The organism is Marinobacter nauticus ATCC 49840, from assembly GCF_000284615.1.
GTDB classification, from domain to species: domain Bacteria; phylum Pseudomonadota; class Gammaproteobacteria; order Pseudomonadales; family Oleiphilaceae; genus Marinobacter; species Marinobacter nauticus.
Genome location: NC_017067.1, coordinates 3,619,144 through 3,639,846, shown reverse-complemented (window position 1 = coordinate 3,639,846; position 20,703 = coordinate 3,619,144). Strand labels below are relative to the sequence as shown.

At 58.4% G+C, this 20,703-nt stretch carries 19 protein-coding genes; 12 read left to right on the top strand and 7 right to left on the bottom strand.

What is annotated here, in order from left to right; all coding sequences use genetic code 11:
* Positions 1 to 5 precede the first annotated feature (5 nt).
* The 5 genes from pstC to MARHY_RS16810 all read left to right on the top strand — a co-directional run bounded on the left by pstC (position 6) and on the right by MARHY_RS16810 (position 5,439).
* Positions 6 to 1,394, top strand: a complete 1,389-nt coding sequence (pstC, locus tag MARHY_RS16830) for a phosphate ABC transporter permease subunit PstC (RefSeq protein ID WP_011787035.1) — start codon at positions 6 to 8, stop codon at positions 1,392 to 1,394.
* Positions 1,387 to 2,661: a phosphate ABC transporter permease PstA gene (gene pstA, locus MARHY_RS16825; protein WP_011787034.1), complete on the top strand. Its 1,275-nt coding sequence runs from the start codon at positions 1,387 to 1,389 to the stop codon at positions 2,659 to 2,661. The genes pstC and pstA overlap by 8 nt, the downstream gene beginning before the upstream one ends.
* Before the next feature lie 11 nt (positions 2,662 to 2,672).
* Positions 2,673 to 3,560: a phosphate ABC transporter ATP-binding protein PstB gene (gene pstB / locus MARHY_RS16820; protein ID WP_011787033.1), complete on the top strand. Its 888-nt coding sequence runs from the start codon at positions 2,673 to 2,675 to the stop codon at positions 3,558 to 3,560.
* Positions 3,561 to 3,591: 31 nt separating this feature from the next.
* Entirely contained in the window at positions 3,592 to 4,314 is a 723-nt protein-coding gene (gene phoU / locus MARHY_RS16815) for a phosphate signaling complex protein PhoU (RefSeq protein ID WP_011787032.1), read from the top strand.
* A gap of 102 nt (positions 4,315 to 4,416) precedes the next feature.
* On the top strand, positions 4,417 to 5,439 hold the full coding sequence (locus MARHY_RS16810; protein ID WP_011787031.1) for a CNNM domain-containing protein: 1,023 nt from the start codon (positions 4,417 to 4,419) through the stop codon (positions 5,437 to 5,439).
* Positions 5,440 to 5,503: 64 nt separating this feature from the next.
* Here the strand turns inward: MARHY_RS16810 and MARHY_RS16805 are convergent, their stop codons facing one another.
* The 5 genes from MARHY_RS16805 to mnmH form a co-directional block, all read right to left on the bottom strand.
* Positions 5,504 to 5,869 (bottom strand): histidine triad nucleotide-binding protein, encoded by a 366-nt coding sequence (locus MARHY_RS16805; RefSeq protein ID WP_011787030.1) that lies wholly within the window; start codon positions 5,867 to 5,869, stop codon positions 5,504 to 5,506.
* A gap of 36 nt (positions 5,870 to 5,905) precedes the next feature.
* Positions 5,906 to 7,201 carry an FAD-dependent monooxygenase gene (locus MARHY_RS16800; protein WP_014422885.1) on the bottom strand — a complete coding sequence of 432 codons (1,296 nt, stop codon included), beginning with the start codon at positions 7,199 to 7,201 and terminating at the stop codon, positions 5,906 to 5,908.
* Between the two features lie 77 nt (positions 7,202 to 7,278).
* Complete coding sequence (locus tag MARHY_RS16795) at positions 7,279 to 7,836, bottom strand: aminoacyl-tRNA deacylase (RefSeq protein WP_014422884.1); 558 nt, start codon at positions 7,834 to 7,836, stop codon at positions 7,279 to 7,281.
* A gap of 161 nt (positions 7,837 to 7,997) precedes the next feature.
* Positions 7,998 to 8,831, bottom strand: coding sequence for a mechanosensitive ion channel family protein (locus MARHY_RS16790; RefSeq protein ID WP_011787027.1), 834 nt, complete (start codon positions 8,829 to 8,831; stop codon positions 7,998 to 8,000).
* Positions 8,832 to 8,964: 133 nt separating this feature from the next.
* Complete coding sequence (gene mnmH / locus MARHY_RS16785; protein WP_014422883.1) at positions 8,965 to 10,068, bottom strand: tRNA 2-selenouridine(34) synthase MnmH; 1,104 nt, start codon at positions 10,066 to 10,068, stop codon at positions 8,965 to 8,967.
* Between the two features lie 114 nt (positions 10,069 to 10,182).
* Here mnmH and MARHY_RS16780 point away from each other — a divergent pair, with 114 nt between their 5' ends.
* Entirely contained in the window at positions 10,183 to 10,839 is a 657-nt protein-coding gene (locus tag MARHY_RS16780) for a 50S ribosomal protein L11 methyltransferase (RefSeq protein ID WP_014422882.1), read from the top strand.
* A gap of 463 nt (positions 10,840 to 11,302) precedes the next feature.
* On the opposite strand, the gene MARHY_RS16775 is transcribed toward MARHY_RS16780, so the two are convergent.
* A complete protein-coding gene (locus MARHY_RS16775; RefSeq protein WP_014422881.1) occupies positions 11,303 to 11,707 on the bottom strand; it encodes a VanZ family protein in 405 nt (134 codons plus the stop codon).
* 95 nt (positions 11,708 to 11,802) lie between these two features.
* Here MARHY_RS16775 and cysZ point away from each other — a divergent pair, with 95 nt between their 5' ends.
* From cysZ to MARHY_RS16750, 5 genes are all read left to right on the top strand, one after another.
* A complete protein-coding gene (cysZ, locus tag MARHY_RS16770; protein WP_011787023.1) occupies positions 11,803 to 12,552 on the top strand; it encodes a sulfate transporter CysZ in 750 nt (249 codons plus the stop codon).
* A gap of 18 nt (positions 12,553 to 12,570) precedes the next feature.
* The gene (gene rapA, locus MARHY_RS16765; RefSeq protein ID WP_014422880.1) at positions 12,571 to 15,432 is read left to right on the top strand and encodes an RNA polymerase-associated protein RapA; all 2,862 of its coding nucleotides are present in this window, start codon (positions 12,571 to 12,573) and stop codon (positions 15,430 to 15,432) included.
* A 138-nt stretch (positions 15,433 to 15,570) separates the two neighbouring features.
* Complete coding sequence (locus MARHY_RS16760; protein WP_014422879.1) at positions 15,571 to 18,018, top strand: acyl-CoA dehydrogenase; 2,448 nt, start codon at positions 15,571 to 15,573, stop codon at positions 18,016 to 18,018.
* A 14-nt stretch (positions 18,019 to 18,032) separates the two neighbouring features.
* Positions 18,033 to 18,413, top strand: a complete 381-nt coding sequence (gene crcB / locus MARHY_RS16755) for a fluoride efflux transporter CrcB (protein ID WP_014422878.1) — start codon at positions 18,033 to 18,035, stop codon at positions 18,411 to 18,413.
* A gap of 260 nt (positions 18,414 to 18,673) precedes the next feature.
* The gene (locus MARHY_RS16750) at positions 18,674 to 18,880 is read left to right on the top strand and encodes a cold-shock protein (RefSeq protein ID WP_008172950.1); all 207 of its coding nucleotides are present in this window, start codon (positions 18,674 to 18,676) and stop codon (positions 18,878 to 18,880) included.
* 62 nt (positions 18,881 to 18,942) lie between these two features.
* On the opposite strand, the gene MARHY_RS16745 is transcribed toward MARHY_RS16750, so the two are convergent.
* Positions 18,943 to 19,746: a dienelactone hydrolase family protein gene (locus tag MARHY_RS16745; RefSeq protein WP_014422877.1), complete on the bottom strand. Its 804-nt coding sequence runs from the start codon at positions 19,744 to 19,746 to the stop codon at positions 18,943 to 18,945.
* A 260-nt stretch (positions 19,747 to 20,006) separates the two neighbouring features.
* Here MARHY_RS16745 and MARHY_RS16740 point away from each other — a divergent pair, with 260 nt between their 5' ends.
* On the top strand, positions 20,007 to 20,618 hold the full coding sequence (locus MARHY_RS16740; RefSeq protein ID WP_011787018.1) for a Yip1 family protein: 612 nt from the start codon (positions 20,007 to 20,009) through the stop codon (positions 20,616 to 20,618).
* Positions 20,619 to 20,703 lie beyond the last annotated feature (85 nt).

Genomic DNA, 20,703 nt, shown 5'->3' with positions numbered 1-20,703 from the left:
TTTTCATGCAACCGGCTAACCTCATGCTATTGGTCATTGCCTTCGTGGTGGTGGCTTATGGTCTTGGATATGCCCGCTCCCGCTCATTGGCCATGCCGATGGGTGGTATCCGGCATCTCAAATCCCTGCCGTTCTATTACGGTGCCCGTGCTGCGCTCTGGTGCGGCATTCCGGCACTAATTGTGCTGGCACTGTGGGCGGCATTTCAGGGTAAAGTCATTCAGTTGCTGGTGATCGGCTCCCTGCCACCAGACCTGGTGCCGGAAGGGGCAGGGCAAGCCAGTCTGCTGCTCAGCAAAATCAGCAACGTGGCCAGTGGCGCCCTGCCTCCGGGCTTTGTCGAGGCTCCGATTGCCGAGGCAGCCGAGCGGTTGCAGGCTTTGCGTGCTCAAAGTCGGCTCTATATGTCGGTTCTGGTTGTTGCCGTTGCGGTGCTGGCCGGCTTTCTGGGCTGGATCCGGATCAGCCCGAAGCTGAATGCCCGGAGCCAGGTTGAAACCACCCTGAAATGGATCTTTTTCGCCTGCGCTGCGCTGGCGATCCTCACCACGGTTGGCATTGTCTTTTCGGTTGCCTTTGAAACCTTCCGTTTCTTCCAGAAGATTTCCTTCTTTGAGTTTTTCTTCGGCACCCAATGGAGCCCCCAGACGGCGTTGCGCGCCGATCAGGTGGCAGCCGAGGGCGCCTTCGGGATGGTGCCCCTGTTTACAGGCACGCTCCTGATCTCTGCCATTGCCATGGTGGTTGCGGTACCGGTAGGGCTTTTATCGGCAATCTATCTGTCTGAGTATGCCAACAAGCGGGTACGGGGTATTTTCAAGCCGCTGCTGGAAATGCTGGCGGGTATTCCGACTGTGGTTTACGGCTTCTTTGCCGCCCTGACGGTGGCGCCGTTTATCAGTGATTTTGCCGCTTCCCTGGGTATCAATGCGTCTTCCCAAAGTGCCCTGGCAGCCGGTGGGGTGATGGGCATCATGATTATTCCTTTCGTTTCCTCTCTTTCCGACGACGTTATCAACGCCGTGCCGCAAACACTGCGGGATGGTTCGCTGGCACTCGGCGCCACCCAGTCCGAGACCATGAAAAAGGTTATCTTTCCTGCGGCGTTGCCCGGGATCATGGGCGGGATACTGCTGGCGGTATCCCGGGCCATTGGTGAAACGATGATTGTGGTGATGGCTGCAGGCCTGGCGGCGAATCTGACCGCTAACCCGCTGGAATCGGTGACCACCGTAACCGTGCAGATTGTCACCCTGCTGACCGGTGACCAGGAGTTCGACAGCGCCAAAACTCTGGCCGCCTTCGCCCTGGGTGCGATGCTGTTCCTGGCCACGCTCCTGCTTAACGTTATTGCTCTGAAAATTGTCCGCAAATATCGGGAACAGTATGACTGATCAACGTTCACAGGCGGAACTTGTCCGCCAGTCACTCAAGCGCCGTTACCGCAAGGAGCGCCGCTTCCGTGCCTATGGTATCGCTGCCATCGCCATTGCCCTGTCGGCTCTGGTGATCCTGTTTGCCGATATTATTGGCAAGGGCCATACCGCCTTTATCAAAACCACCGTTACCCTGGAGGTGGATATCGACGGTGAGGCCATGTATCTGGACGACGCGTCCGACGAACGCCAGATGAAAATGGCCGACTTTGTCGAGCCCTTGATCCGCGCCTTGATGAAAGAAATCCCGGAAGCCGGGGAGTCGGACAGGGACGATGTCCGAGATCTGATCAACCCCTATGCCTCCAATCAGCTGCGGGATGCGCTTCGGGAAAACCCGGAGTTGCTTAATACCACCCAGACCATGACCTTCCTGTCCCATACCGATGTGGATGTGTACGTCAAACATGCCGGGGATGAGAACTACTCCATCAAGCTGAACGAGAAGCAGCAGGCGTGGGTAGATACATTGTACGAGCGCGGCGTGGTGGATACCGGTTTCAATGACGTGTTTTTCAGCCGGGGCGATTCCCGGGATCCGTCCCGTGCCGGCATTCTCGGGGCGATTGTTGGCTCTTTGCTGACCATGGTTGTGACTCTGGCGCTGTCGTTCCCGATCGGGGTGGCTGCGGCCATCTATCTGGAGGAGTTCGCGCCCCAGAACAAACTGACCGACTTCATTGAGGTCAACATCAACAACCTGGCGGCGGTACCCTCGATCATCTTCGGTCTGCTGGGTCTGGCCGTGTTCATCAACCTGTTCGGCATGCCGCGTTCGGTGCCAGTGGTGGGTGGTCTGGTACTGACCCTGATGACCCTGCCCACTATCATTATTTCCAGCCGTGCGGCGATCAAGAGTGTGCCGCCTTCCATCCGTGAGGCGGCCGAGGGCATCGGTGCCTCCAAGATGCAGGTGGTGTTACACCATGTGCTGCCGCTGGCCATGCCTGGCATGCTGACCGGTTCCATCATCGGCATGGCCCAGGCCCTGGGAGAGACTGCACCCTTGCTGTTGATTGGCATGGTGGCCTTTATCGTGGATGTGCCCGATGGTTTCTTCGATTCCGCCACGGTATTGCCTGTACAGGTGTTCCTGTGGGCCGGCAGCCCGGAGCTTGCCTTTATCGAACGAGCGTCTGCAGCCATCATGGTGCTGCTGACTTTCCTGATTGGAATGAATGCATTGGCCATCTGGCTTCGTAAGCGTCTTGAGCGCCGGTGGTGAGGAGGAGTTTTATGAATACCCTGAATACAACGGTAACCAGTGAGGCTGATGTGCCTGAAGAGAAGGCCATTCCGGTGCAGGACGAACGACCGGCAGAGACAGTGATTGAAGAGGGTAAAACGGTCGGAACGCCTTTTGCCGACGATCCCAAGTTCAAGTTGCGCAACGTCGAGGTTTTCTACGGTGAAGACCGGGCCATCAAGAACATCAGCCTGGATATTGCCCGTAACGAGGTGATTGCGTTTATCGGGCCGTCGGGCTGTGGCAAGTCCACCTTCCTGCGTTGCCTGAACCGCATGAACGACAGCATCGACATCTGTCGGGTCAAGGGCTCGCTGCAGCTGGACGAGCAGGACATCTACGATTCCAAGCGGGATGTGGTGGAGTTGCGTGCCCGAGTGGGCATGGTGTTCCAGAAGCCGAACCCGTTTCCCAAGTCGATCTACGATAACGTGGCGTATGGCCCACGCATCCACGGCCTGGCCAATCGCAAGTCCGATCTGGATGACATTGTGGAGAACAGCCTGCGCAAGGCGGGGCTCTGGAACGAAGTAAAAGACCGTCTGGATGCCACCGCCACCGGGATGTCCGGTGGCCAGCAGCAGCGGCTGTGTATTGCCCGCGCGATTGCCGTGAGCCCGGAGGTGGTGTTGATGGACGAGCCCTGTTCCGCACTCGACCCGATTGCCACGGCCAAGGTTGAGGAGCTGATTGCGGAGCTGTCCGAGAGCTATACCATTGTCATTGTGACCCACTCCATGCAGCAGGCGGCCCGGGTGTCCCATCGCACCGCCTACTTCCACCTGGGCCACCTGGTGGAAGTGAACGAAACCGACAAAGTATTCACCTCTCCGGAACATGAGCTGACGGAGTCATACATTACCGGCCGTTTCGGCTGATGCATGTTCGGGGATAACGGAGACAGACACTATGCCTAATAAAAAGGACGACGTTTACGGGGATCACATTTCCCACAAGTTCAATGATGAACTGATGGAGCTGAAGACCCAGTTCCTCAAGATGGGTGGAATGGTGGAAACCCAGGTTGAAAGGGCAGTGCAGGCCCTGGTCGATGGCGATAGCCACCTGGCGGAGGAAGTGCGCGCCAACGACAAGAAAGTCGACAAAATGGAAGTGGACCTGGACGAAGAGGCCACCCTGATCATCGCCCGTCGTCAGCCCACTGCCCGGGACCTGCGCCTGGTGATTTCTGTGATCAAGATGGTGGCGGATCTGGAGCGGGTTGGAGACGAAGCCAAAAAGATTGCCAAAATGGCCATCAAGCTGGTGGAGGAAGGTCAGGCGCCTCGCGGTTACGTCGAAATCCGTCACATTGGCAACCATGTGCTGACCATGCTGCATGATGCACTGGATGCCTTTGCCCGGCTGGATTCCGAGCAGGCACTGCGGATCATGAAAGAGGACAAGCGGGTGGATGAAGAGTACCAGGCTGCCGCCCGCACCCTGCTGACCTTCATGATGGAAGATACCCGCAATATTTCCCGCTGCATGTCAGTGATGTGGGTGCTTCGTGCCCTGGAAAGGGTGGGGGATCATGCCTGCAACATTGCCGAGAACGTGATCTTCATGGTCAAGGGCGAAGACGTTCGCCATACCCCGATGGAGGAAGCGGAACGGGTGGTTGGCCGCTAATCCCAGGTGGCTGGAAACGGCTGCTTTTGGTGGCCGTTTCCGCTCTTGTCCCTGCCCGCAGTTGCGCTATCATGGCTGGGACAAATCCATTTCTGAGGCCCTATGATTCTCCTTGTCGCATTCGCGATTATCTCCATCGGCTTTTCATTTCTCTGTTCTATTCTCGAAGCAGCCTTGCTGTCTATCACGCCCAGTTACATCGCGTCCCTGAAAAATGATCGGCCGCAACTGTTTGCACGCTTGCGCCGGCTCAAGGATGAAATCGACGATCCGCTTTCCGCGATCCTGACCCTCAATACCATTGCCCATACGGCCGGCGCTACCGGCGTTGGAGCCCAGGTGGCGGTTGTCTTCGGTGAGGTCTGGCTGGGTGCGGCGTCAGCGGCGATGACCCTGGCGATCCTGATCTTTTCGGAAATCATCCCGAAAACCATCGGCGCCAAGTACTGGCGTGTGATCGCCCCTTCGCTGCCGGCTGTGCTGGGATTCATGATGAAAGCCCTGCTGCCGTTTGTCTGGCTGTCGAAGCAGGTTACGCGCAGGATTGCCCCGGGTGACGGCGATACCGATATTCGCGCCGAAATCAGTGCGCTGGTAGAGATCGGCCGTGATCAGCAGGCTCTGGATGAGGAAGAGCGCCGGATTATCCACAACGTACTTCGTTTCCACGAGATCAAGGTCAGTTCCGTCATGACCCCCCGTACGGTGTGCAAATTTATCGATCCGGACACCACCGTGCCGGAATTCCGGGAAAAGGTGATGAAGTCGCCGTTTTCACGCTACCCGATGATTGATGAAGACGGGGAGACCCTGGGGTACGTGCATCGGGCAGACCTGATCAGCATGAGCGACGATGACGACCTGCAAAGCCGGCTGCGCCAGATCAAACAAGTAAAGGCCAACACCAACATCGAGTTCCTGTTTTCGGAAATGCTGCGGGAGCGCCAGCACATTGCGGTGGTGTACGACGAGCTGGGAACCTGGCTCGGGGTGGTGACTCTGGAGGATATTCTGGAAACCCTGCTGGGTACGGAGATCATGGATGAGACCGATAATGTCTCCAACCTGCGCCGCTATGCTAAACAGCGTTGGAGCCGACGATTGAAGCGGTCGGCCGTACAGTAACCAAAAAGGGCAGCCTCAGTGCTGCCCTTTGTCATTCTGTGCGACAAGTCTGTGAGAAGGATGCTCAGGCCTGTTTCATCTTGTCGGTGTACGGCGGCCAGCCCAGGGGTTTGCCGGCGAGCAGATGCAGGTGAATGTGGAACACGGTCTGGCCGGAATTCTCACCGCAGTTCATCACTACCCGGTAGCCATCGTCGGCAAAGCCCATGTCTTTGGCCAGCTTTGCCGCCACCCAGTAAAGATGGCCGACCAGCTCACGGTCGTCTTCCCCAATGTCATTGATGGTGGCAATGGCTTTCTTCGGAATGATCAGCAGATGCACCGGGGCCTGTGGATTGATGTCCTTGAAGGCCAGACTGATGTCGTCTTCGTACACGATGTCGGCGGGAATTTCCCGGTTGATGATCTTGGTGAAGATGGTTTCAGACATAACGGCTCCTTGTGTCGAGTAAATGCGCGTACGCCACTATAGGCCACCCAGGCCGGGCAGGCGATTAACGATTTGTTGAATCGGCGGGGGCAACTGTTCATCCAGGCCCATGGCGTAGCGAGCGACGCGATTGCGTGCGAACGGCAGTACCCGGGCAGCGCCAAGCCCGAGATTGCGGGCCAGGTGCACTGGCGGAATGGCATTGCTGAACAGGTGGTAGAACAGATCCATGGTCAGCATCATCCGCTGGTTGGCGGGCCGGCGGCGATGTTCATAGAGTTTGAGCCAGTGCGCACTGGCCAGGTCTTCGCCCCCGCGCCGGGCTTCTTTCAGCACGCCCTGCAGGCATTGGGCGTCCTGGAAGCCCAGATTGACGCCCTGGCCCGCCAGCGGATTGATGGTGTGGGCGGCGTCGCCTGCCAGCACCACCCGGTTCTGGTAATAGTGCTTGGCATGCTGGCGGGCGATGGGAAAGCTGGCCCTGGCGTCAATGTGGGTCAGTTCCGGTAGTCGTTCGGGGAAATGCTGCTGGATCTCAGCCATCAGTTGCTGTTCGCCCATGGCCTTGAGTTCGTCCAGTCGGGCCGGGTGGTCGTACCACACGAGGGAGGCCCAGCTCTCTCCAGGGTGCTGCTCGCCAGCGCTGTGCAGGGGCAGGAAGGCCCTGGGGCCGCTGGGGTAAAAGCCCTGCCAGGTAATGCCTTCCACATTGCCCCGATAGCGCACCGAGATCACCAGGGCCTGCTGTTCGTACTGATCCCGGGTAACACCGATACCCGCTAACTCCCGCACCCGGGACATAGCGCCATCGGCGCCGACCACCAGCTGGGCCTGCAACTGGCTGCCATCATCCAGGGTCACCGTGGCGTACTCTGCGCTCTGGACCAGGTCCCGAACGCTGTGGCCTGTGATCAGGGTGACGTCAGTTTCCGTTTCGGCGGTTTGCCACAGAGCCAGTTGGGTAATGCTGTTCTCAACGATATGGCCAAGATGCGGCGCGCCCAGGCTGTTGGCGTCGAATTCCACCTCAGTGAGGCTTCGGGGCACCAGTCGTTTGAGCGGATTTGGTGTCTCGTCCCAGACCGCCAGGCGGCAATATGGGGTAGCGCGCATGGCCAGTATTCGTGGCCAGGCACCCAGGCTGGCCAGATAGCGCTCGCTGCCGGCACTGAGGGCAGATACCCGGATATCCGGGTGGCTGTCTGGCTGATAGGGGGCGGGGGAAGCCTGGTCGATCAGGGCCACGCGGATGCCCTGCTGGCCCAGCCCGGTCGCAAGTGCGGCGCCGACCATGCCGGCGCCTACGATGATGGTGTCAAAGGTCTGTGTCATATCCGGTTCCTGTCTGCTGGCCTCAGTTTACGCGATGCCGTGCTGCAGACAAGCGACCGGGGTCAATCCCGGGTGGATCAGTAGCCGGCCATGGAGGTAGCCGGTGTCTCCTCCCGATTGCCGGAGCGGCGGGGGTTGCGGACCAGCCAGGCCGGTTTGCGGGCGCCCGGACGGGTGAAGCCCTGGTTGATAACCATGGGTTGTACCAGGCTCAGGAAGTCCCGGGTGTTCATGTGAATGGATTCGCTGTGGCTGCCGGCGGCAAAGGCCAGTTCCGGTTGCTCAGTTAAAGCCTCGGCGCAGTAAACGCTCATGCCAAAGAGGTTGCCAAACGGCGGCATGGCGCCCACTTCGCAATCGGGGAAGCGATCCTGAAAGGCCTGTTCGTCGGCCAGGTCGACAAAATCGGTGTCCAGAATCTTGCTCAGTCTGTCCCAGCGAATACGCCAGGTGGCCGGCATCACCAGCATGGCCATTTTGCCATCGAGTTCGATAATGACGGTTTTGACTACCCGATCTCCGGCGATCTTGACGTGATGGGCAAGTTCCTGGGCGGTGAAGGCTGGGGGGTGAGAGAGGCACATGTAGTCCACACCTGCCTCATCCAGAAATGTTTTCAGCTGCTTTGCCGGCATGTTCACAACCTCCTGACAGCATCGACAGTGTTGTGGAGCCATCCGCCTTTCCCGGGCCGGGCCCCGATGGCAGGCGGGGTTTTTACCCCGCCTTGTCGTCAGCTTAGTTCAGGATACGCACTTTGCGAGTTACCGGATGTTTCCATGTGAAACGGTTCCGTTTAATCAGCCTTGTACATGTGCACGTCCCGTTGCGGGAAAGGTATCGAAATGCCCTCGGCGTCGAAGGCCTTTTTCACCCGCTCCTGCATATCCCAGTAGAACGGCCACAGATCGGCGCCCTTGGTCCAGGCGCGCACCGTCAGGTCTACCGAGCTTTCGCCGAGGGCGCCAACAACGATCAGCGGCGCCGGGTCTTTCAGGGCGCGCTCATCCTCTTCGATCAGGCGTTTGCAGATGGCCTTGGCCTTGTCGATGTCATCGCCATAGCCAATGCCGAAGCTCATGTCGCAGCGGCGGGTTTCGTAGGCGCTCAGGTTGGTCAGGCTGGCGTTGGAAAGCTGGCCGTTGGGGATCACGATCCGGCGATTGTCGAAGGTGTCGACGATGGTGTAGAGGATGGTGATTTCCCGCACCGAGCCCAGAAAGCCCTGGGCATCAATAACATCGCCGACCTTGAAGGGTTTAAAGATAAGGATCAGCACGCCACCGGCAAAGTTGGCCAGGCTGCCCTGCAGGGCCAGGCCCACCGCCAGGCCGGCGGCACCGATGATGGCGACAAACGAAGTGGTAGCGATGCCCACCATGGAGGCGACGGAGATCAGCAGCAGAATCTTCAGAATGGCGCTGATCAGGCCACAGAGAAACTTGTTCAGGGTCGGATCTTTTTTGCCAAGGCGGTTGTCCAGCACCCTGACGAACCGGTTGATCAGCCAGAGGCCGATAATCAGCGTAACAATCGCCAGCAGAACCTTTGGGGCATAAGCCATGATCAGGGCAATGGCCTGATCCGCCCATTCAGAGGCCTGCCCGTTAGCACCGAATAACTCTTCCATAGGGAAAAACTCCTTGATCGTTAATATTTTCTGAGTGAGTTCTTATCGACAAATGACGTGGTTCAGCGGGATTTGTCTGAACCAACTATATAGCAGAGAAAGCTGTACGCGGCATTACTGCCAACGCCCAGGATTACGTGCTGGTGCGGGATCTGGCCCACTCGGCGATGACTTCGGGGTCGCCCCGTACCAGTATTTCGCCCTGTTTCTGGGTGAGCTGGTAGTCGTACATGGGGTCGTAGTAGTCGGTCAGCAGGGCCTCAATCCAGCCATGATGCCCTTCCAGGGAGCCATTGGCTTCCTGTTGATCCAGAGCCTGCAGCATCAGGTTACGGAGTTTCTGGTAACGCTCGCCGCCCAGGCGTTTGCGAATGCGGTCGATGGCGCTCAACAGGTAGTCCCGGAAATTCAGCCAGCCTGCGTCTTCACCGTCCCTGGCCCGGTAACTGGTCAGCATGCCTTCAACGTAGTCGGCACGGATGATGGCAATACGCTCTTCCATGGCCTGTTCCAGAATCAGCAGGGGTGATTTAGACATCCGGGCCCGAAGGGTTTCCGGCAGGGCGCAGCGGCCAATCAGGCGGCTTTCGTCTTCAAGGTAGATTGGCCCTCCCACCTGGTGCCTGGCCTTGAGCATGGCCACCGCCAGTCGGTTCTCGAAGTCGATCTGGGAGGGTTGGGGAGTTACCTGCCGGCCAAAGCTGGAGCCCCGGTGATTGGCCAGGCCCTCCAGATCGACCGGATTGGGCAGTTGCATCAGTACCCGGGTTTTGCCGGTACCGGTGCGGCCGCTGAGAATCCGGAACTGACCTGATTCGATCTGTGCTTCCAGGCTGTCAATCAGGAAGCGACGCAGGGCCTTGTAGCCGCCTTTCACCAGCGGGTAGTCAATGCCGGAGTCCTTGATCCACTGCTGGGTCAGGCGCGAGCGCAATCCGCCCCGGAAACAGAACAGATACCCCTCCGGGTGTCGTGCCACAAAGCGCTTCCAGGCTTCAATTCGCTGGGCCTTGATGTCGCCGGAGACCAACTGGTGCCCCAGTTCAATGGCCTTGTCCTGGCCCTTCTCCTTATAACAGATACCCACCCGGTGCCGTTCTTCGTCGTTCATCAGCGGGGCGTTTTCTGCAGACGGGAAGCTACCTTTGGCAAATTCCACCGGCGCCCGGACGTCCATCAGCGGCACATCGTTCAGGAACAGGTTGAGGTAGTCGTCGGTATCGGGTCTGCTGGCCATATCAACGGATCACTGTGATTCAGGGTGAGGCGGCAGTATACCGAACCGGCGATATCCCGGCATCCCGGACAAGGGTACAATCCCACGTCCTTTCAGCACTGGCGAGGAAAATCCATGAGCCCCGATGTTCTCAATCGGCATCTTCAGAAAACACTGAGTCGAGGCCGGGTGACGGTTTCGGCGCCTGCGGGCTGCCCGGACATCCAGCTGTATCTGTTTGACCCGGGGGTGCTGGATGGACCGTTGAGCCATGATGAAGCCCAGGCTGTGGTGGCCGAACCGGCGTACTGGTCGTTCTGCTGGGCCAGCGGGCAGGTGCTGGCCCGGTGGATTCTGCAGCATCCGGACGTGGTGGCTGGAAAGACCGTGCTGGATTTTGGCTCCGGTTCAGGGGTAGTGGCTGTCGCCTCCGCACTGGCCGGTGCTGCCCGGTCCATTGCCTGCGACATCGACGCGGCAGCGCTGGATGCCGCGGCCGCCAATGCCCGCCGGAACAATGTGGAGATTGATCTGTGTGACGACTGGGCAAACCGGCCCGGGAGGGTCGATCTGATTACCGCTGCGGATGTTCTGTACGACCCTGAAAATCGCCCGTTACTGGCGGCCTTCGAAGCAGCCGCGCCCCAGGTGCTGCTGGCGGATTCGCGAGTGAAGGACCTTGGACATCCCGGTTATGTGCAGAAGGCTGTGATCGAAGCCAGAACCTGGCCGGACCTGAATGAGTTTGAGGAATTCAACAAGGTGAGGATCTATCTGGCCGGCGGAGACTGAATTCTTCTGACCAGAAAAAACAAAGGGCAGCCATCAAGCTGCCCTTGAACAGGTACTGAACCGCCGTCCGGGGCAGTTCAGATTCGGAACAGGTTGGCGCCTCCGTGCGCGATGGGCAACTGCCGTGTTGCCATTCCTTGCTGCCGTTCCCTGGTGCCAGCATCCGAGCCGGCGATCCGATTCGTTATCCCTTAAGCGAAGCGTCCCTGTGTCCCTGCTTCTCCCCGCAGTCCGTGCCGGGGTGCATCCAGTGCGTCGTCCTTTCCCTGTCATCCTTGACGGTGTTCATATTACCAATGCCAGCTTTACAAACGTGTGAACTATGCACGCAGAGCGCGCTGCCGAACTCGCCAAACACGGGAAAGTTGTTACAAATCATTCATGTAGATTTTGGTCTGTAACTGGAGTTACAGACTGCGTACGAGATGTCACAGGGAGTTCCTACAGGTTTGTAGGAAATATCTCACAAGGATTCGGGCGATTTTCGCAAATCCGTTTCTTGAACCAGCCGAAGTCCCGGCCAAGGCAGCAGGCCAAGCCCGATGCCAACGGCATCCGCTGTCAGATCTGCGAGGGAGAAATCCCGGTACGGCAGGTTGGCTTGCACCACCTCCAGTATCAGGCCGAAAACCAGCAAGGCGGGGGCATACCAAAGCACAGAAAGCCGCGGCCATGCCAGGCGGGTCACCAGGGTGAGCTCCAGAAAGGCAATCAGATGATTGATCTTGTCATTGGGCGCCGCAGGGATGGGGTAACTGTTACTGGTGGTTGCCAGGTAAAGGATCGCAGCAATGGAAACAAACAGCGCTGCCTGCCATAGCCGTCGCATGGCCAGAATGGAGACGATAATGGAACGGATGCGGGGCATAGTGGAATCCGAGAGTCCTCGCGGGCTGTGGGAATGGTTCCGACATGATATGCTTTGCGCCCCGTTATTGTCATGGCAGCGGAGGATCACCAGTAATGCTCAAGGGTAACTTTTTTCGTGGGCTGGGCTATCTGGGGGAAGGCTTCGGGCTGATTCGCCAGCCAGGCCTCCGGTTGTTTGTTGTCATCCCGCTGATCATCAACATCCTGCTTTTCGGTCTGCTGTTCTATTTTCTGGCTGAACTGTTCACCGCCATGATCGCTGCGGCCATGGCCTGGTTGCCGGACTGGGCCTGGTTGCAGGCTCTCGATTGGCTTTTCTGGCTGCTGTACGGCGTGGTGATCCTGCTGATGCTGGCCTATGGCTTTGTGATCGTGGCCAACCTGATTGGCTCTCCCTTCTACGGTTACCTGGCAGAGCTCACTGAAAAACAGCTGACCGGTCAGGAAGTATCTACTGACGATAGCTGGTCCGCCATTATCAAGGACATTCCCCGCGCGCTCTGGCGGGAGGTTCAGAAGATTGCCTATTACCTGCCCAGGGCTCTGGGCTTATTCATTATTGGCCTGATTCCCGTGGTCAACCTGGTGGCCGCTGTGCTCTGGTTTCTGTTCAACAGCTGGATGATGGCGCTGCAATATGTGGATTATCCGGCCGACAACCATAAGGTCAGTTTTCCGGCTCTGCGCAAGCTGTTGGGAGACACCCGGCTGTCGGCTCTCGGGTTCGGCCTGCCGGTCGCCCTGGCGGCGATGGTGCCGGTGCTCAACCTGTTCGTGGTGCCAGCGGCGGTGTGTGGTGCAACGGCCTATTGGGTTCGGGAAAACGGTTCAAACACTCAGTAATCAGTCATCGGAGGTTTCTTGGAAACATCGGAATTTGTCATCGGCCAGCGTTGGGTCAGCCACAGCGATACTGCCCTGGGTCTGGGTATCGTAACGGACATCTCGGGGCGCAGAGTCACCCTGGGGTTCCCCGCTGCCGATGAAGAGCGCACCTATGCCATCGATAATGCGCCCTTGTCACGGATCGTGTATCAACAGGGCGAGGAAATAGAGACCTTTGACGGTGAGCGCTATACCGTGCGCGCAGTGGAAGATCTCGATGGCGTTCTGGTGTACCACGCCGATGACGGTGAGAATATTCAGCCGATTTCCGAGGTTAAGCTGGCGGGCTCTGTGAATTTTTCCGCCCCTCATCAGCGCCTCTTCGCCGGCCAGTTTGATCGCAACGGTGCCTTCCGGCTTCGAGTCGCCACCCTGCAGCACATGGACCGTCTGCGGGCGTCGCCGGCCCAGGGGCTGATTGGGGCACGCACCCAGCACCTGCCACACCAGCTTTATATTGCCCACGAAGTGGCCCGCCGGCATGCTCCCCGGGTTCTGCTGGCCGATGAGGTTGGTCTGGGTAAAACCATTGAGGCAGGTCTGATTCTTCATTATCAGCTGCAGACCGGTCGAGCCCGCCGGGCGCTGATTGTGGTGCCCGATTCTCTGATCCACCAGTGGCTGGTGGAAATGCTTCGGCGTTTCAATCTGCGCTTTTCCATTATTGATCAGGCCCGGTACGACGACCTCAAGGCCGAAGAAGATGATGTCGACGCTCTGGTTAACCATATTTTTGGTGATGACGATGCGGTTAACCCGTTCGAGTCTGACCAGTTAGTGCTGTGTAGCCTCGACTTCCTGGTGCGCAGCGAGAAGGCCCGCAAAGACGCGGTGGCGGCGGGCTGGGATCTGATGGTGGTGGACGAAGCTCATCACCTGGCCTGGTCGCCGGAACAGTCCAGCCCGGAATACGATGTGGTTGAGCAGTTGTCCGGTGCCAGCCAGGGCCTGCTGCTGCTGACCGCAACACCGGAACAGATCGGCGTGGCCAGCCACTTTGCCCGCCTGCGCTTGCTCGACCCGGCCCGGTTCCACAATCTGGAGACCTTCCGGGAAGAAGAGCAGCACTATGAAGTGATCAATCAGGTGGTCCGGCGCCTGCAGCAGGCGCCGGATACTATCTCAAAAGACGATCGACAGGCCCTGGCCGGTTGGCTGGGAGATGAGCTGGACGAATTGCTGGCCCGGGATGATGCCCACCAGGCGGTGATCGATGCGTTGCTGGATCGTCACGGCACCGGGCGAGTGTTGTTCCGGAATACCCGGGCCGCCATTCAGGGCTTCCCGGAGCGACAGCCGTTACCGGAACCCCTGCCGTGCCCGGACCTGTATGGACACCATCAATACGGTGTCACCGGGCTGGCGCCCGAGCAGGCAGTGGATGAAGAAGACTGGCTGGCCCAGGATCCCCGGGTGAGCTGGCTGGAGAAGAAACTGGCCAGCCTGCGCCCGGCCAAGGTGGTGGTGATCTGTGCCAAAGCCAGCACGGCCATGGCGCTTGAGCATTATCTGCAGTTACGGGCCGGTATTCGCAGTGCAGCCTTCCACGAACACCTTAGTCTGATTGAGCGCGACCGGGCCGCGGCCTATTTTGCTGATACGGAGCAGGGGGCGCAGGCGCTGATCTGTTCGGAAATCGGCAGCGAAGGGCGCAACTTCCAGTTTGCCCACCACCTGGTGCTGTTTGATCTGCCGGCCAATCCGGATCTGCTGGAACAGCGCATCGGTCGCCTGGACCGGATCGGCCAGACTGAAGCCATTCGAATCCACATTCCCTATCTTCAGGGCACCAGTCAGGAGGTACAGTACCGCTGGTTCCAGGAAGGGCTGAATGCGTTTGCCGAGAGCTGCGCCGTGGGTGTTGCTGTTCAGGAACATGTTAAGGACCAGTGGCAGCAGGCGCTGGACGGAGACGAAAGCCAGCTGGAGCCTTTGCTGGCGGCCAGTGCGTCCGAGACGGCGCGTCTGAAAGACATGCTGCACAACGGCCGGGATGCGCTGATTGAACTGAACTCCTGTCGTGTTGATGAGGCTGAGGCTTTGATCGCCGGGATCGAGGAAGAGGAGAACGCCGCTGAAGTCCGGGACTACATGATCCAGGCTTTCGATATCCTCGGCGTTGACCTGGAAGACCACAGTGAGCATGCGGATATCCTGAAGCCGGGCGAGCAGTTCCAGGCCGGCCTGGTAGCGGAGCTTCCGGAAGACGGGCTGACCGTTACCTGGGATCGTCAGCAGGCGTTGCAGCGCGAAGATATGGCGTTCATGAGCTGGGAGCACCCGATGGTTACCGGGGTGATGGATTCGGTGAATAGTTCCGGGCTGGGCAAGGCTGCCCTGGCCAATCTCTCGGTCAAGGCTCTGCCCCCGGGGACGCTCCTGCTGGAAGCCGTATTCGCGGTGCATTGTCCGGCGCCCGAATCGCTGCAGTTGACTCGGTATCTGCCCGTTTCGCCCCTGCGCCTGGTGGTGGATGTGAATGGCCGGGATCTGTCCAAGGCTCTGCCCCATGAAAGGCTGAATGAGCTTTGTTCCAATATCCGTCGACGCACGGCCCAGGCCATCGTGCCGAAAATCCGGGCCGAGGTGGAAACCATGGTCGACCACGCCGAGACACTGGCGGAGCCGCATCTGTCGCCGCTTCGCGAACAGGCGCTGGGGAGGGTAGAAGACAGCTTCATGCCGGAGATTCGGCGTTTGGAAGCACTGAAGAAAGTGAATCCGGCCATCCGCAACGAAGAAATCGACTTCCTGCGTAGCCAGCTGGATGCCGCCCGCAGTGCTGTAGAGCATGCGTCCCTGGCCCTGGAAGGTATCCGTGTGATTGTCACATCGTAATGGTGCTAACCGACTGAACACCGGTCATTATCTGGCGAACAGACATCTGTTAGGGTAAGTTGAACGTAACGAAGTGTAGTCAAAGGGCTCCGGCGCTGGCCGGAGACTCCAATCCATGGAAGACAGAGAGATCCTGAGATGACTTTGATTCTTTTTCTGGTGGCTCTGGCCGGCCTGCTGTACGTGATGCGCCGGGAATCCGGTGCCAAACCCGCCATTGGCGTGATGGTTGTGGTAGGTGTGCTGTCCCTGTTTCTGGCCTCTGGCTGGCTTGCTTTTGTCCTTCTGGCGGGCGCGGCCGTTACCGCTGTTGCGGGTTTGCCCCAGTTCCGGCAGAGCTGGCTCACCCCCCGGGTGTTTGCCATGTTCAAGAAGGTGGCGCCCAAGGTGTCAGACACTGAGAAAGTGGCTCTGGAAGCGGGTACCGTTGGTTGGGATGGCGAACTGTTCACCGGTCGCCCGGATTGGCACAACCTGCTGATTAACCGCCACACCGGTTTGAGTGAGGAAGAGCAGGCCTTCGTCGACGACCAGTGCACCCAGGCCATTTCCATGTGTAACGCCTGGGATCTGGCGGTTGAGCGTGCCGATCTGCCAAAGGAACTCTGGGATTTCCTGAAGAAAGAGAAGTTCTTCGGCATGATCATTCCGAAGGAATACGGTGGCCTCGGGTTTTCCGCCAAGGCCCAGACTGCAGTGCTGCAGAAGCTGGCCGCCAACGAAATGCTGATGGTCACGGTCGGCGTGCCCAACTCCCTCGGCCCGGGCGAGCTGCTGGTGAAGTACGGTACCGAAGAGCAGAAAGACTATTATCTGCCGAGACTGGCCGATGGCCGGGAAGTCCCCTGTTTTGGCCTGACCGGGCCTCGCGCAGGCTCTGATGCCACTTCGCTGCCAGACACCGGCATTGTCTGCAAGCAGGAAGTGGATGGTAAAGAAGTGGTGGGTATCCGCCTGAACTTTGAAAAGCGCTGGATTACGCTGGCGCCAGTGGCCACGGTGGTCGGGCTGGCGTTCCGGATGTTTGACCCGGACGGGCTGCTGGGAGACACCAAAGACTACGGCATTACATGTGCGCTGATCCCCCGGGATACCGAGGGCATGGAAATCGGCCGGCGCCATTGCCCCATCGGGTCCCCGTTCATGAACGGCCCGATCAAGGGCAAGGATGTGTTCATTCCGCTGGACTATATTATTGGTGGCCAGGAAATGGCGGGCCAGGGTTGGCGCATGCTGGTTGAGTGTCTCTCGGTGGGTCGCTGTATCACCCTGCCGTCCGGTGCTGCCGGCGCCGCTGCCTATGCTGTGGGCACGGCCGGTGGCTTTACCCGAATTCGCCGCCAGTTCAATACGCCGGTGGCGGAGATGGAAGGGGTACAAGCCCCGCTGGCCCGCATTGCGGCTAAAACCTACATTGCTCAGGCGGCGGTTAATCACACCGCTAACATGATCGATCGGGGCGAGAAGCCGGCGGTACCGTCCGCTATCCTCAAGTATCACCTGACCGAGTTCCAGCGTGAAATCCTCACCGATGCCATGGATGTGCACGGTGGTAAAACCGTAACCCTTGGACCCCGCAACTACCTGGGCATTGGTTACAGTGGTGCGGCGGTGTCGATCACCGTTGAAGGCGCCAATATCATGACCCGCAGCCTGATGATCTTCGGTCAGGGTGCCATCCGTTGTCATCCGTATGTGCTGAAAGAGCTCGCCGCGAAGGACAATGACGATATCAAGGCATTTGATGAGGCGTTCTTTGGTCATGCCGGGCTAATCTTTGGCAATGCCGCCCGCGCCTTTACGCAGGCGCTGGGCCTGGGCAAGGCTGATGTGCCGTTCGACAGTGCCTCCCGCAAATATGCCCAGGCCCTGGCGCGGTTCAGCTCCGCCTTCGGCCTGTGTGCCGATGCGGCCATGACAACCCTGGGCGGCGAGCTGAAAATGCGCGAGCTGATTTCGGCACGCCTGGGTGACATGCTGGCGAATCTGTACCTGGCTTCCATGGTGTTGAAGAACTGGCACGAAACCCAGCCGGTGGATGGCGAGAAAGAACTGATGCAGTACAGTCTGGCCTATCTGCTGCATCGTACCGAGCTGGCACTGGACGAGTTCCTCCAGAACCTGCCGAACCGACCGGTGGCACTGGCTCTGCGAGCTATTACCCTGCCGCTGGGATGCCGTTGGGATGCGCCCCATGATGATCTGGCGCGCAAGCTGGCCCGTTCCATCACCACCGATACTCCGGTTCGCAACAAGCTGATGGCTGGTGCCTGGACTACAGACGGGGAAGGCACGGTGGAAAATCCCGTCGCCCGCTATAACGGTCTGTTGAAAGACTACGACAAGGCCGAGCAGCTGTATCGGAAGGCCACCAAGGCTTACGCCAAGGGCGAACTGCCGATGACCGCACTGCATCCCGAGGAGCGTTTTGACGCCGCCCTGGAGGCCGGTGTATTCAGCAAGGAAGAAGCCGACTTCATGCGCCAGTATGAAGAGGTGGTGCTGGAAATGCTCACTGTGGATGATTTCCCGTTTGACGAGTTTGCCCGAAACCGGGAAACCCTGATCGACCACAACCCGGCCTGAGGCGGCCGGGTAGCATGTGGTGGTCGGTTCTTGCAGTCAGCGTTGGTGCCGTTATAGGCGCCAACCTGCGCTGGGGGCTTGGGCTCTGGCTTAACGCCAGTTATCACGCCGTTCCCTGGGGCACACTGGTTGCCAACCTTAGTGGTGGCTGGCTGATTGGCCTGTTGATGGCTTTTTTCAGCCAGAGCAGTGTGCTGTCGCCGGAATGGCGCCTGTTTGCGGTGACAGGTTTGTGTGGCGCCCTGACGACTTTCTCGACCTTCTCGATGGAGATGTTCGCCGCGCTTCAGGAAGGCAAGTGGGGCATGGCCCTGGTCGGAATTCTGGCCCATGTGGTTGGCTCTATCCTGATGACAGCACTCGGATTTCTGACTTTTTCCCTGGTGCGTGGGTAAGCCTGCGGGCCAGTCAGAATCTGTGGGTATCACTACCTACACAAATTATTGAAATTACGCTTGGCAAGCCCGAAATTCCAGAGTAGAGTGGGTTCGTAGGAAAGAATCAGTAAAGCAGTTCATGAATAAGACGTACCTCCGCAGTTAGTAGTGACCGTCCTGTTTTTGATCCCGCGAGTTCTGTTTTTCCGTTACACGCTGACCAGCACCCTATGAGTGTGTGGCAGCAGATAATATGATTGATTTCAGGAAGTTTAAGTATGTCTACTACTACCGGTACTGTTAAGTTCTTCAACGAAGCAAAAGGCTTTGGCTTTATCACTCGTGAAGGCGGCCCGGACGTATTCGTTCACTACAGCGCCATTCAGGGCTCTGGTTTCAAGACCCTGGCCGAAGGCCAGCAGGTCGAGTTCACCGTAACTCAGGGCCAGAAAGGTCCTCAGGCGGAGAACGTTGTTGCTCTGTAATCCCCTGAGGATTCAGCAATAACCCAAAAAAGGCAGCCGAGGCTGCCTTTTTTGTTGCCTGTTTATTCCCCGAAGATTTCCTCATAAAAGCGCATGGTGCCCTGCCATGAGCGCCGCGCAGCCGCTTCATCATAGGCGATTGGCATGTCGAACTCTGCCGCCACCTTATCGGCATTGGGATTGGTAAAGGAATGCTTCACGCCAGGGAAGCTGACCAGCGTCAGATCCACTTCGGCATTCTGCATTTCCCGAACCAGCCCGGCTACCTGTTCCGAGGGAACCATGTCATCTGCGCCGCCTGTGTAAACCTGCACTCTTGCTTTCACCGTGCCAGCTTCGGCCTGCAGCGGGCTGCCCAAGGCACCGTGGTAGCTGACTACGCCATCCAGATCCACGCCCATACGAGCCATGTTCAGGACCACGGCACCACCGAAGCAATAGCCCTGGGCAGCAATACGGTCTGGATCAACACTGTCATGGTTCTGCAGAAGTTCCTTGGCTTTCAGGAAGCGGGTTTTAACCTGCTCCATGTTGCTCGTGGCTTCCTGCATGAACTTCTGGGCGGTATCCGGATGGTCGGCCTGTTTGCCGGAGCCATACATATCCAGTGCGAAGGCGGTGTAGCCGGAGGCTGCCAGCTTTTCCGCCTGCTCCCGGGCAAACTCATTGTGGCCCCACCATTCGTGTACCACCAGCACGCCGGGGCGTTTCTGGTCAAACTCGTCGTCCCAGGCCAGGTAGCCGGTGAAGGTTTCGCCGTCTACGGTGTATTCAATGGTTTCGGTCTGCATTTCTGCAAGCGCCTGTGTGCTGGTCATAAAAAGGGAAAGGATTGCTGTGGGTACTGCGGTTCTGATGCGGATCATCGCGTTTGTTACTCCTTGCCAGGGTTGGTGACACTTCCATGATTACGTTGGCAGCCAGAAAATCGATCCAGACTCACTGGTGTGTCCTGTTCTCAGAACAAAACGGTCTTATAGGCCGGATCTGATAAGTAAAGAGAATCAATGCCGGCTTTCCCGAATCTGATTCTTGACTATAGTTAAGAACAGGAACGGTTTTAAGTCCGAAATGGTTCGGGCACCGTATCCACCCATACCAACAACAGCAATAAAGGGGGTGGTTTATGCTTCTGTCCCATGCGTTTGGTCTCTTCACCCACCCGGAAGATGAGTGGGTATCCATCAAGAAAGAACACGAACATCCAACTCGTCTTTATGTGGCGTACGTCGTCGTTCTGGCGGCCATAGCGCCAATCTGTGCCTACATCTCGACGGCCCATTTTGGTTGGTCTATCGGTAGCGAACGGCTGATCAAGCTCACCGAAATCAGTGCGCTCCAGATGAGCGTTCTGACCTACCTCGCCATGCTGGTGGGGGTCTTCGCCCTCGGGTACGCCATTAACTGGATGGCGAAAACCTATGGCGCCAAGGAAGAGCACGTGCCGTCTAACGGTATTGCCCTGGCAGCCTATTCCTGCACGCCACTGTTCCTGGCCGGTTTCGCGCTGCTGTACCCGGTGCCCTGGTTCAATGCTGTGGTGTTCCTGGCGGCGGCCTGCTACGGCGCCTGGTTGATGTACGACGGCTTACCGATCGTCATGGGCATCGAAAAGGAGCGGGCGGTCATGTACGGAGGGGCTCTACTCACGGTGGCACTGGTGATCCTGGTATCCACCCGTGTCGGTTCGGTCATTCTCTGGAATCTGGGGCTCGGGCCGGTGTTCGTCAGCGGCTAGCCAAACACGTTATTCACTCGGTCAAAACGGGAGCTTCGGCTCCCGTTTTTTGTGACTGCAGTCTGCTTGCGATGCACCTGTCGGA